This window comes from Corynebacterium sp. HMSC036D02, assembly GCF_001836165.1.
Classification (GTDB): Bacteria; Actinomycetota; Actinomycetes; order Mycobacteriales; family Mycobacteriaceae; genus Corynebacterium.
The window spans coordinates 84,411-99,922 of the sequence record NZ_KV827683.1 but is presented as its reverse complement, the minus strand read 5'-3'; the positions used below and the strand labels follow the sequence as shown (position 1 = coordinate 99,922).

Sequence of the window (15,512 nt, the reverse complement as noted above, 5' to 3'; positions counted from 1 at the left end):
CTTTACTTCTGAACCGGGGCCCACTCCGGGCCGGTCTCACCGAGCTCCGGGTCAAGCTTAGCCACCAGTGGCTTCGGCTTCTGCAGCGCGGTGCCCGGCGTAATGTCGAAACGCTTCCACGCAGCCTGCTGCGCGGAGTAGTCACCGGTGATGATCGGGTACGGGTGGTTTTCCGGCGGGAGGTCTACACCAACGAGCTCGACCGGCATATCATCCACCACCTCTTCGACTCGCGGCTGTGCGGCCCACACGCCCTCACGGCCCAGAGTTTCGTGCACCTTCTGCGCGGTAAAGGGCAGGAACGGCGTGAGCATCACGTTGCAATCGGAGACCACCTGCAGCGCGGTCCACAGCACGGTGGCCAGACGCTCCCGCTGGGTCTCATCCTTGGCCAGCTTCCACGGCTCCATCGCCGCGACATAAGCATTGGCCTCGCCGACGACGTGCATGATGGCCGTCATGGCCTGCTTGAACTTGGACTGTTCGAGGAATTCCGCGGCGGTAGCGAAGGTTTCCTCTGCGAGGGAAAGAATATCCTTATCCGCCTGCTCCAACGCTGCAGGAGCCGGGACCTCGCCGAAGTTCTTGTGGGCCATCGACACGGTGCGGTTGACCAGGTTGCCCCAGCCGTTAGCGAGCTCGTTGTTGATGCGGCGCACGAACTCGTCCCAGGTGAAGTCGGTGTCGTTGTTCTCCGGGCCAGCCACGGCGATGAAGTAGCGCAGCGCATCCGGCCCAAACTCCTCCAGGAAGTCCTTGACGTAGATAACAACGCCCTTGGAGGAGGAGAACTTGGAACCGGACATGGTCAGGTACTCCGAGGACACGATTTCCGTCGGCAGGTTGAGATCACCATAGGTGTGCAGCTCACCGCCCTTGGAGCCCTTGCCCGCGTAACCCAAAAGCTCAGCCGGCCAGATCTGGGAGTGGAAGGTGATGTTGTCCTTGCCCTGGAAGTAGTAGTGGCGCGCCTGCGGGTTCTGCCAGTAGTCTTTCCACGCATCCGGGTTACCGGTGCGGTGGGCCCACTCGATGGAGGAAGACAGGTAACCAATCACCGCATCGAACCATACGTAGAGCTTCTTCGCGCCGTTATCCTCCCAGCCTTCGACCGGAATGGGAATGCCCCAGTCGATATCGCGGGTCATGGTGCGTGGGCGCATATCCTCCAGCAGGTTGAGGGAGAACTTGAGAACGTTGGGACGCCAGTCCTCGCGCGTCTTCAGCCACTCTTCGAGGACATCCTTGACCGCAGGAAGGTCCAGCAGGAAGTGCTCTGTATCGATGAACTTCGGGGTTTCGCCGTTGATCTTGGATACCGGGTTGATGAGATCCACCGGATCGAGTTGGTTGCCGCAGTTATCGCACTGGTCACCGCGCGCGCCATCGGCGCCACACAGCGGGCAGGTGCCCTCGATGTAGCGGTCGGGCAAAGTGCGCCCTGTGGACGGCGAGATTGCGCCCTGAGTGGTCTCCTTAATCATGTAGCCGTTCTCGTACAGGCCCTTGAACAGCTCCTGCACCACCGCGTAGTGGTTGCGGGTGGTGGTGCGGGTAAAGAGATCATAAGACAGGCCGAGACCAGCCAGATCAGTGACAATCTGACGGTTGTAGCGATCCGCCAATTCACGAACCGTCACGCCTTCCTTGTCCGCCTGTACCAGCAACGGGGTGCCGTGCTCGTCGGTACCGGAAACCATGAGGACGTCGTTGCCACGCATTCGCTGGAAGCGGGCGAACACGTCGGAAGGAACGCCGAAACCCGCCACGTGTCCGATGTGGCGGGGTCCGTTGGCATAGGGCCAAGCAACATTAACGACAACTGTCTCAGTCATGGCCCCTACTCTATCGAACACCCCCTCACCGGCAATGCAGTGAGGGGGTGTAAGGAAGAAATGCTCGCGCACCAGAGCAAGATGCTAACTAGTGCTTGTGACTGTGCTGGCGACGGCGGGCCTTGTAGGCCTGCTCGCGCTGGAACTCGCGGTGCAGGCGACGCTCACGCGCCAACTTGCGCTGGAAGGCCTGGGACTCACGGTACTCGCGGTAAATCACATCGTTGCTCAAGTCCTTAAAAATAGCGAACATGAGCCCGATGAGGATGAAGAGGAATGGCAGCGCCGCCACAATGGTGACGTTCTGCAGGTTCGACAGGGAATCCTCACTCGACAGAAGCAGGGTCAGGCCGACGGCTGCGGTGAGCACACCCCACGCCGCGGATAGCCACGGCTTCGCGGTGGTTGCACCGGACTGGGACATCGAGCCCATGACTGTCGACGCCGAGTCGGCCGACGTAATAAAGAACGTAGCCAGCAGCAGGGCGGCAACGATGCCCGCAATGAAACCACCAGGCAGGCTCTGCAGAAGATTGAATAGCTCCTGCTCGGCAGACTCACCGGAGATGGAGTTACCCTTCTGCTCCATGTGGATAGCGGTACCGCCGAAGATGGCGAACCACACAGTGGAGACACCCGCCGGGACGAGAAGCACGCCAACGCAGAACTCGCGGACGGAACGGCCACGGGAGATGCGGGCGAGGAACATACCCACGAACGGCGACCAGGAAACCCACCAAGCCCAGTAGAAAATCGTCCACGTCGACAGCCACTCGCCGGCAGTTCCGTTATCGGACTCAGCGGTACGAGCAATCATCTCGGTGAAGTTCGCCAGGTAGTTACCAATGGAACCCGGAATCTGGTTCAGGATCGACACCGTGGGGCCAAAGATGAACACGAAGATGGCCAGCAGAGCCGCCAGAATCATGTTGGCATTGGAAAGGTACTGAATGCCCTTGCCCACCCCAGACATGGCCGACAGGATGAAGGCCAAGGTCAGCACGAGAACGATGCCGATGACGACGTTCTGCGTGGGGTTCTCAATAATTCCGGAGGCCTGCAGGCCTGCCTGAATCTGCATGGCACCCAGACCCAACGAACAAGCAGTACCAAAAACAGTGGCAAAGATGGCCAAGATGTCAATGATCTTGCCCACGGCACCGTCCGCAGCGCGCTGGCCAATGAGCGGCACGAAAGCCTGGCTCAACAACTGCTTGCGGCCAATACGGAAGGGGGAATAAGCGATGGCAAGCCCCACGATGGCGTACACGGCCCATGGGTGCAGGGTCCAGTGGAACATGGCCGTGGCCATTGAGGTTCCTACCTCATTCTCACCATGGCCCGGAACGCCGTTCTTAAAGTAGTTGAGCGGCTCGGAAGCGCCGTAGAACATCAGGCCGATGCCCATGCCGGCAGCGAACATCATCGCGATCCAAGAGACCGTGGAGAATTCCGGTTCTTCGTTGATCTTGCCCAAGCGGATAGTGCCAAACTTAGAGGCAGCAATGCAGATGACAAAAATAACGAAGACTGTTCCGAAGAGGACATAGGCCCAACCAAAGTTATTCACCACGAAGCTCAGAGCATTGCTGGAGAAGGTGGCAAAGCTCTCTGGAGCGGCCAAGCCCCATGCCACAAAGGCGGCAACGAGCAGGCCGGCGATTCCCACGATGGTCCAGTCGATCGGCGAATCGATGCCACCGGGCCCGTACTCGTCGTTTTCTTGTTCCTCAACTGGTGCAGGTTCAGCCGCAGGATCGAACGCCTTGTTGGTGAGCATGTCCTGGAGCTGGCTCGTGGCTGAAGATGCCTCGAGGCGCTCGTCGACAGTGCGGTATTCTTCCACCGCAGCCGGCGAGCTCTGTCCTTGAGAGGCAGCCGAGGACACCTCCGTGTCCTTCACATTGTCTGAATTAGTCGAGTCTGTCATACCTACCGACCTTGGTGCTGTCTCATCAACTAGTCAAACTAAATCAGAAACAAAAAGACTATTCGCCACATGTATTTCGGGCATATAGCGTTCCTCAACCGGCTGTCACGAGCTTCTTGGTGCGACCGTTATTCCACTACAGCTGCTAAACGTGTACCGCAACTGTGCAGCTTGCCAGCTTGTTCGGAGGCTTTTCGGAGGTATAGCTCCCCTACTGCGCATGCCACGGCCACACCGAGCGACATAACGATGCCATAACGATTGCCACAAAAGAGACGGTCATCACTTTTTCTTATTCATGCAGCTCAGCCACGGGCAGCAAGGTAGGCATCATAAAGCTCACGATTAGACCACGCCGTTCCCGCGGCGGCCTGCTTGCAGGCATCCTTGGCCCGCACGCCCCGTTTTACCTCTGCGCGGACCTGCTCCACAAGGGTCTCCAACGACACGGGTGCGGCATCACCGCCCTCGATGACTACGGTGATTTCACCCCGCGCATTCTCTTGCGCCCATTCGGCAAGCTCGCCCAAGCAACCGCGCTTAATCTCCTCGTATGTCTTCGTCAGCTCGCGGCAGACTGCAGCGCGACGGTCGGCGCCGAGGATCTCAGAGGCGTCGCCAAGCGTCTGCGCCAAGCGGTGCGGGGACTCAAAGAAAGCAATAGCGCGCTGCTCCCCCACCAAGGACTCCAGCCACGCCTTACGCGGGCCGGGCTTGCGCGGTGGGAAGGCATCGAAGAGAAAGTGGCCTACTCCTAAGCCCGACAGGGCGAGAGCAGTCGGCACCGCCGAGGGCCCGGGGAAACACGTCACCGGCACGCCCGCCTCCACGGCGGCGGTCACGATGGAGTGTCCCGGATCAGAAACCAGCGGCATACCGGCATCCGACACGACAAGTACAGTTCCTGTCCGGGCAGCGGCAACCAGCGTGCGCGAGCGCTCTTCTTCGTTGTGGTCAAAGTTGGAGACCACCTTGCCGCGGATTTCTACTCCTAATGCCTGGGCCAGATTGCGTACACGGCGAGTATCTTCCGCGGCAATCACATCTGCGTGGCCCAAAGCCTGCATGAGACGGGCGGAAGCATCACCGGGATTTCCCAGCGGCGTGGCGGCGAGGATGACACCGCGAGGCAGGGGTTCAAGCTGAAGACTCATACTCCCCAGCATTGCACATGCAAGCTAGACTCTTCCGGGTGAGTATCGCAACCCCTACAGATCGATCTGGGCGCCGCAAGCGCACGCGCCTCTCCGCCGCGCGTGGCGCCCATACCCGGCCGGCTCCGCCTGCCCCGCGGCCCTACACCTGGACCCGGGCCGACACGATCAGCACCGCGATCATTGGTGTCTTAGCTTTTCTCACACGATTCATTGGTCTAACTGCACCGGTTTCTGAAGGCACACCCGTCTTCGATGAGAAACACTACGTGCCGCAGGCCTGGGACATGGTCACCAGCTGGCACAACCTTTTCCTAGGCGGTATTGAATCTAATCCGGGCTACGGCTTGGTTGTCCATCCGCCGCTGGCCAAGCAAATCATTGCGATATCAGAAGCGCTTTTCGGCTATACCCCACTGGGATGGCGGGCCATGGCCGCGCTTTTTGGTGTGGGCACAGTAATGCTCACCATGGCGCTGGCCCGCCGCTTGTCTGGTTCGTGGCAGGTGGGATTCCTGGCTGGCCTGCTCGCCGTGTGCGATGGTGTACTGCTCGTGGCCTCCAAATTCGGAATGCTCGACATCTTCCAAGTCTTCTTTGTCGTCGCCGCCGCGTGGGCTTTGGCGCGCGATCACCAGCAGATGCGTGAGCGTCTCCACTCCGCTTTCGTGTCGGGCACGATGGGTGACTCCGACTTCGGGCCCCGCTTTGGTTTCCGGTGGTGGCGTTTTGCGGCCGGTGTTTTCTTGGGGCTGACGCTTGCTGTGAAGTGGTCCGGCCTGTACTACATCATGTTCTTCGGTCTGATGAGCGTTTTCTCGGATCTCGCGCTGCGCCGTCTCTACGGCGTGCGCCGCTACATTGTCGGCACGCTGGTACGCGATACACCAGCGGCCCTCGCCTCCATCGTCGTGGTTCCCGTTGCCCTGTACACCTGGTCCTGGCGTGCGTGGTTCGCTGACGAAACAGCCGTTTACCGCCACGCCAAAGTGGACGGAACCATTGAGGAGGGCTCTTGGTTGCTTCACCTCCCCGAGCCACTCGCCGGCTGGTTCTACTACCACTCTTCAGTGCTGGAGTTTCATGCTTCTTTGACCACCTCCGGTGGGCACAGCCACCCCTGGGATTCCAAGCCGTGGGCCTGGCTGGTGGCCGCACGCCCTATCCTCTATTACTCCTCCACGGACATCTCCTGCGGTGACGGCGGCTCCTGCCGCAAGATGCTGTACCTCTTCGGTACTCCCGCCATTTGGTGGCTGGTCGTCCCTGCAGTGTTGTGGGGACTGTGGTCCCTGCTTGTTCGCCGAAACCGGGCCTTCCTCATCCCACTCGTGGGTGCTGCCGCAGGATTCCTGCCCTGGCTGGCAGTCTTCGACCGCCAGATGTATTTCTTCTACGCCACGGCGTTCATCCCGTTCATCATCGTGCTGATTTCCTTGGCTTTGGGCCAAATGATCGGCCGCGGACGGCTACTGCAGTGGCGCAGGCTCACAGGACTCTTTGGTTCCGCGATGCCGTTGGGCACCTTCCTTACGGTGTGCTATGCCGCACTAGTTGTGGCAATGTTTGCCTACTTCTCCCCGATTCTTTATGGCTACCTCATCCCTGATTCGTGGTACAACTCCATGATGTGGCTGCCGTCCTGGTCCTAGCGTGGGCTAGCGGAAATCGCCCGAAAGACGTCGTGCAACAGGAATCCCCGGTCCGCTGCCCAAGCCCAGCCCAAGCTGACGGTGGCCAGGCCCGTCCCGATGAGGATATAAACCTGCCCCGCAGCGACGCTGCCTAAGGCAAAGTCGCGCATTGTAAAACCGCACAAGAACGCGAACATCGTACAAGCTACCGGCAGCAATCCAGGGGCCGAGGCTGGGCGCCATGCCGCAAAAGCCAAGCCACTTGCTAAACCGAAACGCAGCGCCGCAGCCTCCATCAGCAGGTGTGCGCGCCCTGGGTCAGCCCCTTCCGCGAGGGTTCCTTCGCTCGATAAGGTGGTCAAGCCTGAGGCACTAACGACGACCACGACCGCCCACACCAAAAACGCCAGAGCCAACACCCCCAGGGATACTCGCGCCAACGTCAGCGACGCCTGCCGCGTGCTGGAAGCGCGCTGCCATTCCGGCTCCACGCCGGCGAGGATGACCTCAGACAGGTCTTGCGGCGGAGCGCCAGCCGGTTCCACGAGGCTCAACGAGTGTGTTAGGGCTGCCGCCTTATCTCGGAAAGCCGCGCACTCGGGGCATCCCGACACGTGCGCTTCAATGACGTCCGGTGAGAGCTGCGGAGCTTCCCCATCGAGCTGTGCGGAAATCGCCGCCTGCACCTGCTCATGCGTCAGCACGGCTCAACACCCCATCCACACTGGCCCGGCCGGAGCCAAAGACGACAATCATGAGCAACGACACGATGAGAACCAGCGGATACTCGACGCCACCATCGGCTGCAAAAAGGCCATTGCCCATGTGCACGAAATACAATGCGCAGGCCATCAGGAGAGCCAAAGCACCCGCGACAAAGGTGGTGAGCAGGCCTACGACCAGCGCCGCCCCTCCCAGCATTTCCGCGAAAGCAGCCAAGTACGCCGATGTTTGTGGCTGTGGGACGCCCATGGCGGAGAACTGCCCGGTTACTTCGTCCATTCCGCTAAAAAACATCTTGTCTACACCGTGCGCCACGAAGATGACTCCCAGCACCGCGCGAAAGATGAGAAGCGCGGCATCGCGTACGGCGGGTCTATTCATGGTTCATAGACTACCCTGGATGGCCACCGCCCTCCGAAAGGACTCCCCTCCCAACATGCACATGTGGACCTCTCTGGACACTCCCCTCGGCCGTCTCACCCTCGTGGGATCTGCACAGGGTTTATCTCACGTATATTTCGACGGCGAATCTCCGGATCTCGGAAGCATGCAACGCCTCACGGATGTCACCGAACCTGGCTCTGCGGGCGCGGTGCTTGTCGACGCCTCTCAACAAATTGCCGAGTACTTTGCCGGTACCCGGAAGGAATTTGAGTTGCTTCTCGCCGTCCCGGCGACTCCTCGTGCCTTCCGCGACCGAGCACAACGCGCGCTTCGCGACATCCCCTTCGGCGAACGTTGGACCTATTCGGCTCTTGCCACCGCCGCCGGTAGCGCTCAAGCTGCCCGTGCCGCGGGTAGCGCCTGTGCCAGCAACCCGCTTCCCATTGTGGTGCCGTGCCATCGCGTCGTGCCAGCCAGCGGCGGCCTAGGCTCCTATCGCGGGGGTGTGGCCGCAAAACGGCTACTGCTGGAGCACGAAGCAGGGAACCAATAGCTAGATTTTGCAGTCTAAAAAGGCATGACTACTACACACATGGCAAACGATACGAAACTTGTATATGACTCTGCGGGCCTTGGCCGCCCCGCGTGGGCAATGACTTCTCCACTGCTCAAGGAGTATTACGACACCGAATGGGGCATGCCCGTCCATGAGGAATCCGCTCTGTTGGAACGGCTCTGTCTGGAAGGCTTCCAGGCCGGGCTGAGCTGGGAGCTCGTGTTGCGCAAACGCGAAGCCTTCCGCGCTGCTTTCGTCGGCTTTGATGCTGACCTTCTGGCCAGCTTTGGCGAGGAAGAAGTCGAACGCCTCATGAACAATCCAGAAATTATCCGCAACCGCCTTAAGATCAACGCGGTGCTCGCCAACGCCAAGGCCACGCTGGCCCTGCGCGAGCAAGGCGGGCTGGATGAATTCATTTGGAGCTTCTTGCCGGCAGAAACGATTGCGCCAGAAAGCGAAGAGGACATCCCGAAATACACAAAAGAAGCCTTGGACATGTCCAAGGCTTTGAAGAAGGCTGGGTTCAAGTTCGTCGGCCCAGTGACCTGCTTTTCACTCATGACGGCCATCGGGATGGTCGACGCCCACCTTATGGGCTCGCATCGCCGCGGTAGTTCGGGAGTGTGGTCGGCCTAGCGCTCAGCGCGCTTGAACGAAAGGCACATTCACGTGCTGCTTAACCGACTCGCCGTGCCGCGAGGTCATCACGCCGCTGGCGCGGGGAAGGATGCGGCCCATCGAAACCGCCGTCGGAATCATCCTCTGAGTACACCGGAAGGTAATCAAAGTCCGGGCTTTCATCATCGATTTCCAAGATGAGCGCGCCCGGGCGGCGCAGGTTCGGCGGCAGTGACTCAGCAGGGTTCTCCGCGTTGCGCACACCCAAGCGCGCACGGCGCAAGTGGTAGACGCGGCGACGAAGTAGCTCCTGCTCGCGGCGCACCTGGGCGCGCAGCGCCACCAGGTAGACCGTGGTCACAACACCAGCGATGCCCGCCAACCACCAGGTCCAACCGCCCACGACGATGCCCAGGCATACCGTTGCGACCACCGCCACGGCTAGGCCGATGAGCGTGCGCTGGCGGCGCTGGTACCGCGTGGCCGAAGCCTCCTTCTCCTTCACCGGATCCCAGCCGCCGCGGCCAAGACGGCGCTGCGCAAAGGCAAGCTCTTCCGCGGAGAGCTCGGTATCGCTGCCGTTGTTTTCAGCGTCCTCAGCGGAGTTCGTATCTGCGACATCAATGCTCTCGCCCTCAACCGCCGTGGTTTCTTCCTGCTCCAGAGCATCATAAGCGCCGTCTGCCTCCTCGGCGATGGTGTCCTCCGGAGTCTGGTCCACAGAGTCAATAGCACCCGGGTACATCAAATCGACCGGAGAGGTATAGGAGTCATCCAAGCTGTAAGCATCTTCTGCGACGCTAGCGTTGGCCGGAGCCGTGAAAACCTCAGCTGCGTTCGCTTCAACGCTCTCAATATCATTATCGAGGTCGTGCTCATTTTCGGTATCATGCTCAGGTTCCGCTGCTAGCTCGAAATCCTCTTCCGCATCTTCAGCCTCGAGAACTTCGCCGTCAATCGTGTCGGCGACATCTGGCTGCTCAGCAGCATCAGCCGCAGCGCGGCCGGATTGAGAATCCTCACTGACGCCTTCGGCCTCGACCAACTCGTAGCCTGCCTCCTCAGCATCAGCCTCCGCCCCTGCCTGGGAACTCAGGCGGACATCTTCCTTGCTCAAGCGCGGCTTAGGACGGCCCGGCACGGAGCCGGAATCGCCTTCGAAGAGCACGCGGGTCTCTTCAAAGGCCTCACCTGTATGGCTCATCGGGCGTTGCGAACGCAAAAGCAACGGGGCGAGGATGAAGAGCCACAACACGATTACGAGAATGATCGGCACGGCAGTCATCATGCGGCTGTGTCCCACTTTCAGGGGTCGACGAAAAAAGGGAATATAACTAGGCCCCTACTCTAGCCGCCCAACCCCAGCCTGTGGGCATCAACGAGACCATAAATTACAAGGTTGTTACTTAAGTGAAAGCAGAGGTAGTTGACCTAAAATATCTGCTGGAATATCTGCTGTCTCAGCATCGGCTAAGCACCGCTGAGGCGGCCCGTCGCGCGCAAGCGCTCCACCGCCCCGGAAGCAAAATCCTCACGATTCAGTGCCAAGAAGTGGTGGTCCCTCCACGCGCCGTCGATATGCAGGTTGCGACGCAGGAAGCCTTCATCCCGAAACCCGTTGCTGTGCAGTACCTTGCCTGAAGCAGGATTCTCCGGCAGATAGGTGGCTGTCACACGATGCAACCCTACACGGTAAAAAGCATGGTCCACGCCGAGAGCGCAGGCGGCAGTAGCCACGCCAGCTCCGTGCACCGCGGAATGAACCCAATAGCCAATCCAGCACTCGCTGACCCCACCATGCTGAATATTCCCTAAGGTCAACTGCCCGCGGAACTGACCATCGACGTCGATAACGAGCGGCACCACAGTTCCAGCGCGGGCCGAATCACGCAAAAACATCAGGTGATTCCACCATGCCGACTGCGAATGTGCCGCATCCCACGACGTCGGCAGAGTCGGCTCCACAGATTTAAGGAAATCCTTATCCTCGATGCGCTGCCGCCGCCACGACTCACCGTCCCGGCGCAACAGGGGGCGCAGGCGCACCGTCGCCCCGCGCGGGAAGACGCGAGACGCTCGCAACTGAACCGCAGGCGTAGCTTCTGGCCATCCAGGGTGGCCGGGGTTGACCTCGCCGCTGGCGGGAGTAGAAAAGCGCCCCGCGGCGGTACCGAAAGGATCAAGCATGATGTCGGCGGTGGCCAGCTAGCTGCGTTGGGTCAGGAACAGGACGTCCACCACGTCCCCGGGGCGGATCTCTGTCACTTCCTCCGGGATGCGAATCATCGCGTTGGCCTCGGATAGTCCGGCGAGCAAATGCGCCGGCGCGCCAGCCGCGCCGCCCAGTCCTTCCACCAGGTAGTCGGAGGTGTCTGCATCCCGCATCAGCCGGGCACGAATATAACCACGGCGCCCCGGGCGGGATTCCATGTGGTTAAGCACGCGTGCACGCACCACGCGGCGTTGGCCGCTGCGCTTGCCCAGGGAGAGCCGGATCAGCGGGCGCACAAAGACCTCGAAGATCACCAACGCGGATACCGGGTTCGAGGGCAACAGGAAGGTCGGGATGCGCTCCTCCCCCAACAGACCAAAGCCCTGGACCGAGCCTGGGTGCATCGCTACGCGTGAGGTATCCACATCTCCCAACTCATCGAGGACCTCACGGATTTCTTCCGAACCTGCGCCACCCACGGCGCCGGAGATCACCAGCACCTCGCTGCGCGCCAGATAGGTTTCCAAGGCCTCCCGCATGCGGCGCGGCTCGCCGGCTGCGATACCGACGCGATGCACATCGGCGCCGGCCTCCTTCGCGGCCGCCGCAAGCGAATAAGAGTTCACGTCGAAGACTTGACCCAGGCCGGGTTCACGGTCGACGTCGACAAGCTCCTTACCATAGGACACGATGGTCACGCGTGGACGCGGATACGCCAACACCTTTGAGCGTCCCACTGCCGCGAGCAGGCCAATTTGTGCGGGGCCCAAGATGGTTCCGGAAGACACGGCAACATCCCCGGGCTGAATGTCATCGCCCACGCGGCGCACGAAGTCGCCCGAACGCACCGGGCGGTGCGAGGTCACACGCTTGCGGCCGCGGTCCGTCCATTCGAGGGGAAGGACGGCGTCGGCAAGCGTCGGCAACGGCGCACCCGTGTAGACGCGCACCGCTTGCTTGGGCTGCAAACGCAAAGGCTGGCGCGAGCCTGCCGGAACCTCCCCTACCACCGGAAGCGAGCGCTCAATTTCAGTCTCCGAGGCAGGAGCATCAGCATCCTCGGAGTCGTGGCGCGAGCGTGCCTTGAGAGCTTTTTCTCCCCCGACGTCCACGGCACGCACGGCATAGCCATCAATGGCTGCTTGCGGAAACCCCGGGAGCGGCTGGTTTGCCTGCACCTCCTCCGCGCACTTGAGACCTAGGGCATTCGCGATGGCGATGCGTACCGGCTCGGGAGTCATCGCTGCATCAAGAATGAACGCCATCTGGTCATCGACCGAACGCATGTACCGCCTGCCTTTACTCTGGGGTATGTGGGGTCTAAAGGGGTGGAAGTTACTGGAGTAGAGCTTAGCGCGCTAGGCGTGTGAAGGCTTAGGCCTTCAGCCCTTTTTCTTCTTCGTAGTCCTCCACAATCTTCTTGATTGCCTTGTAGAGCGCGGGGCCGTACTTCTCATTGCGCAGACCAAAGTCAACGTTGGCTGGGATGTAGCCGCCCGGGTTGCCCAAGTCGTGACGCTTGCCTTGGTGGACTACGACGTGAACGGGGTGGCCTTCCTTAATGAGGAGCTCAATGGCGTCGGTCAGCTGCAGCTCCCCGCCCTTGCCTGGCTTGATGCGGCGAAGGGCATCAAAAATCTTCCTGTCGAGCAGATAGCGCCCAGTGGCCACGAGGTTCGAAGGCGCATCTTCCGGATCCGGCTTCTCCACCATGCCCACAACCTTCTTCACGCCCGGCGCGTTGGTGTCCTCGACATCGAAGACGCCGTAGTTATAGGTCTCTTCGCGCGATACCTCGAAGGCGCACAGCACGCTACCACCCAGCGCTGCACGAACGCGGGCCATCTCCCCCATGACGGTGGCCGGCAGGACAATATCATCCGGGAGCATGACGGCGAAGAATTCTTCGTCATCCTCCAGCACAGATTCCGCCAAGCCCACCGCGTGCCCCAGGCCCAGCGGCTTTTCCTGCTCCACGGAAATCGGGTGAATCAACTGGGCAGCGCGCTTGACCTTGGCTACTTGCTCATCTTTGCCGCGAGCGTCGAGGGTCTCAACAAGATCAGGGAACTCATCGAAGTGCCGCATCACTTCCTGCTTGTTCGGCGCGGTGATCACCGCGAGGCGCTGGGCGCCCACGGACGCGGCCTCTTCCGCGATGAGTTCAATGCCCGGCGTATCAACGACGGGGAGCAGCTCCTTCGGTACGGTCTTGGTGGCGGGCAAAAAGCGTGTGCCCATGCCAGCAGCGGGGACAACGACCGTAGCGATCCCGGTATGGGAATCCTCGTGTGCAATAGCCATAAGTTCCACTTTACAATGCATCCCCCGCGCTCCCGTGCTGCGCTACGCCGTCCCGCTATGATTAAAGCCTATGACGACCTCCCCCAAGGACGCCTTAAGATCCTTACTCCTGAACGCTCGGCGCGAGCGCAGCGCCGAGCAGCGCGCTGATGACAATGCTGCGTGGTGCGCCGGTGTGGGTGAGTTACTTACTCCCGCGATGCGGATTGCCGCCTACCACCCCCTGGGCACAGAGCCCGGCGGGCCCAACTTCGTAGAGACCGTGGCAGCGCTTTGCAAGGAGGTCTACCTGCCCATTTCCGGCAAAAACGGTGAGCTTTTATGGACGCTGTATGGCGGGCCAGAGGCCATGCGCCCGGGGGCATTAGGAATTGCAGAGCCCGTCGGGCAACGCCACAGTAGCAATGTCTTGGCGCGACTTGATCTCATCCTCGCGCCCGCGATGGCAGTGAGCGAATCTGGCATGCGCTTGGGCAAGGGAGCGGGGTACTACGACCGCGCGCTCACTCCCCTCCCCACTGGACGCCCGCCTGTCGTTGCCTTGGTGCATTCCAGCGAGGTCCGCGATGTCCCCTTCGATGAGCACGACCGCCCAGTCGATGGCGTCCTCACCGAGCGCGGGATGCGCTGGCTTTAATCGCTTTCGGGCCCCGCCCGGGAACCACGCGGCGCCACGCGCAGTCTAAGAAGGTATGGATTTTCTACATGTTCTGCGCACCCCGGGACATCGCCGCAGTGTGCTCCTGCGCCGCGTTATCGCAGCTGTCCTGCTCGTGACCGCCGCAGCCAGTGCGCTCGCTTCCACGCGTGAGCAGCCCCACGTCGTGGTCATGGCCCGGGACGTGGCGGCCGGGGAGACGCTAACGCTTGGCGATGTCTCCGTGGCCCGCGTCCCCTCCTCCGCTCTTCCCGCCACGGCGTTGGGAAATAACCCAGAGGATGCCGTGGGACGCGTGCTGGTAGCGGCCGCGAGCGCTGGCGAAATCTTGACCACCACTCGCCTACTCAGCTCAGATCTCGTCGCAGATTTCGGGATGGACAACGGCCACCTCATCCCGCTTACGCTGGCTGAGCCGGAGATTTCTCGTAACCTCCACCACGGCGATACGGTCAATATCGTCGGCACGGCCGAGGGTGGCCCCGACGGTACCGCCCCCGCACGCGGAACGACTATTGCCCGTGGCGCTCGCGTCGTGTCGGTGGGAACAGGCGAAGATGATACACGCACACAATCGCTGCTCGTTGCCCTCCCCGCCGAGGCGGCCGAGGACGTCGCTGCCGCTTCCCTTGCGCAACCGCTCACGGTCGTCATCGTGGGCGACCGTGCCCACAATTAAGATGACACTGTGAAGATCGCCGCGTTTGCGCATCAATGGTGCCGCGGGATGTTGCCACCACCAACAATCTCTGCCTAGTATGGGCGCATCCACTCAGGCGCTAATGTTTGTGCGTCTCTCCTGTCTCACAACGTCGTGGCAACGCATGCCGTAAGCGCTCAACAGTGGTCTTTTCTATTCCCCGCAAGTTTCCCCCGATGTTTCTTCCCGAGGAAGCACTCCTATGCTTCAAGACTCTCTCTCAATCGGGCTCCTTCAGGTTATAAACGTGCTAGGTGCCACCTCCCTGAACAGCGTTAGAGCACTCACCGCGCGCACTGCGACGCAGCCGCGCGCTACCGAAGAAGCAATTACTCCGCAGAAAAGGACATATTCCCATGCTTAAGGGCTTTAAAGATTTCATCTTGCGCGGCAACGTCATCGAGCTAGCCGTGGCCGTCATCATCGGTGCTGCATTCACCGCAATCGTCACCTCCATCACGGACCACCTCATCCAGCCGCTGATCAACTCCTTCGGTTCCCCGGACTTCGGTGGCCTGGGCTTCGCGATTACCGACAATCCCGAGACCTTCCTTGACTTTGGTGCGGTCATCACGGCACTCATCAACTTCCTGATCGTCGCCGCCGTCATCTACTTCGTCATTGTCGCTCCGCTCAACGCCGTCACCGAGCGCACTAAGCGCCGCCAGGGTGTTGACCCGGAGGAGCCGGCTCCGACCGCCGAGCAGCTGCTCGCTGAGATCCGCGACCTGCTCGCTGCTGAGAACGGTGGCACCACCACTGAGAAGCCAGGTTCCAGCTTCTAATTCACAAGCAAAACCT

The 15,512-nt window shown here is 60.9% G+C and carries 15 protein-coding genes; 6 read left to right on the top strand and 9 right to left on the bottom strand.

The features are described from left to right. Positions 1–2: 2 nt before the first annotated feature. The 3 genes from metG to rsmI all read right to left on the bottom strand — a co-directional run bounded on the left by metG (position 3) and on the right by rsmI (position 4,919). Positions 3–1,835, bottom strand: coding sequence for a methionine--tRNA ligase (gene metG, locus HMPREF2743_RS07645; RefSeq protein WP_070529317.1), 1,833 nt, complete (start codon positions 1,833–1,835; stop codon positions 3–5). A gap of 88 nt (positions 1,836–1,923) precedes the next feature. Then, the gene (locus tag HMPREF2743_RS07640) at positions 1,924–3,765 is read right to left on the bottom strand and encodes a BCCT family transporter (RefSeq protein ID WP_070818514.1); all 1,842 of its coding nucleotides are present in this window, start codon (positions 3,763–3,765) and stop codon (positions 1,924–1,926) included. Between the two features lie 305 nt (positions 3,766–4,070). Beyond that, on the bottom strand, positions 4,071–4,919 hold the full coding sequence (gene rsmI, locus HMPREF2743_RS07635; RefSeq protein ID WP_010187572.1) for a 16S rRNA (cytidine(1402)-2'-O)-methyltransferase: 849 nt from the start codon (positions 4,917–4,919) through the stop codon (positions 4,071–4,073). 17 nt (positions 4,920–4,936) lie between these two features. Between rsmI and HMPREF2743_RS07630 the strand changes: the two genes are divergently transcribed. After that, complete coding sequence (locus tag HMPREF2743_RS07630; protein ID WP_371441232.1) at positions 4,937–6,571, top strand: dolichyl-phosphate-mannose--protein mannosyltransferase; 1,635 nt, start codon at positions 4,937–4,939, stop codon at positions 6,569–6,571. Here HMPREF2743_RS07630 and HMPREF2743_RS07625 read toward each other — a convergent pair. Both HMPREF2743_RS07625 and HMPREF2743_RS07620 read right to left on the bottom strand, forming a co-directional pair. Next, positions 6,568–7,257 (bottom strand): zf-HC2 domain-containing protein, encoded by a 690-nt coding sequence (locus tag HMPREF2743_RS07625; RefSeq protein ID WP_070818512.1) that lies wholly within the window; start codon positions 7,255–7,257, stop codon positions 6,568–6,570. The genes HMPREF2743_RS07630 and HMPREF2743_RS07625 overlap by 4 nt on opposite strands. Next, entirely contained in the window at positions 7,244–7,657 is a 414-nt protein-coding gene (locus tag HMPREF2743_RS07620) for a DoxX family protein (protein WP_070818511.1), read from the bottom strand. Before HMPREF2743_RS07620 ends, HMPREF2743_RS07625 begins: the two co-directional genes overlap by 14 nt. Before the next feature lie 19 nt (positions 7,658–7,676). Between HMPREF2743_RS07620 and HMPREF2743_RS07615 the strand changes: the two genes are divergently transcribed. Together HMPREF2743_RS07615 and HMPREF2743_RS07610 are read left to right on the top strand one after the other, a co-directional pair. Next, positions 7,677–8,213, top strand: coding sequence for a methylated-DNA--[protein]-cysteine S-methyltransferase (locus HMPREF2743_RS07615; protein WP_246824479.1), 537 nt, complete (start codon positions 7,677–7,679; stop codon positions 8,211–8,213). A gap of 24 nt (positions 8,214–8,237) precedes the next feature. Next, complete coding sequence (locus HMPREF2743_RS07610; RefSeq protein ID WP_083299026.1) at positions 8,238–8,855, top strand: DNA-3-methyladenine glycosylase I; 618 nt, start codon at positions 8,238–8,240, stop codon at positions 8,853–8,855. 40 nt (positions 8,856–8,895) lie between these two features. On the opposite strand, the gene glpR is transcribed toward HMPREF2743_RS07610, so the two are convergent. The 4 genes from glpR to HMPREF2743_RS07590 all read right to left on the bottom strand — a co-directional run bounded on the left by glpR (position 8,896) and on the right by HMPREF2743_RS07590 (position 13,353). Beyond that, positions 8,896–10,125: a divisome protein SepX/GlpR gene (gene glpR / locus HMPREF2743_RS07605; protein WP_070745774.1), complete on the bottom strand. Its 1,230-nt coding sequence runs from the start codon at positions 10,123–10,125 to the stop codon at positions 8,896–8,898. Between the two features lie 182 nt (positions 10,126–10,307). After that, positions 10,308–11,024 carry a GNAT family N-acetyltransferase gene (locus tag HMPREF2743_RS07600; protein ID WP_070818509.1) on the bottom strand — a complete coding sequence of 239 codons (717 nt, stop codon included), beginning with the start codon at positions 11,022–11,024 and terminating at the stop codon, positions 10,308–10,310. An 18-nt stretch (positions 11,025–11,042) separates the two neighbouring features. Continuing rightward, a complete protein-coding gene (glp, locus tag HMPREF2743_RS07595; RefSeq protein WP_070745778.1) occupies positions 11,043–12,335 on the bottom strand; it encodes a molybdotransferase-like divisome protein Glp in 1,293 nt (430 codons plus the stop codon). 88 nt (positions 12,336–12,423) lie between these two features. Then, entirely contained in the window at positions 12,424–13,353 is a 930-nt protein-coding gene (locus HMPREF2743_RS07590) for a UTP--glucose-1-phosphate uridylyltransferase (protein ID WP_070529339.1), read from the bottom strand. Between the two features lie 70 nt (positions 13,354–13,423). Between HMPREF2743_RS07590 and HMPREF2743_RS07585 the strand changes: the two genes are divergently transcribed. From HMPREF2743_RS07585 to mscL, 3 genes are all read left to right on the top strand, one after another. Next, positions 13,424–13,990 (top strand): 5-formyltetrahydrofolate cyclo-ligase, encoded by a 567-nt coding sequence (locus HMPREF2743_RS07585; RefSeq protein ID WP_070529341.1) that lies wholly within the window; start codon positions 13,424–13,426, stop codon positions 13,988–13,990. Between the two features lie 55 nt (positions 13,991–14,045). Beyond that, complete coding sequence (locus tag HMPREF2743_RS07580) at positions 14,046–14,690, top strand: SAF domain-containing protein (RefSeq protein WP_070818508.1); 645 nt, start codon at positions 14,046–14,048, stop codon at positions 14,688–14,690. A 377-nt stretch (positions 14,691–15,067) separates the two neighbouring features. Next, complete coding sequence (gene mscL, locus HMPREF2743_RS07575; RefSeq protein ID WP_070529345.1) at positions 15,068–15,496, top strand: large conductance mechanosensitive channel protein MscL; 429 nt, start codon at positions 15,068–15,070, stop codon at positions 15,494–15,496. Positions 15,497–15,512 lie beyond the last annotated feature (16 nt).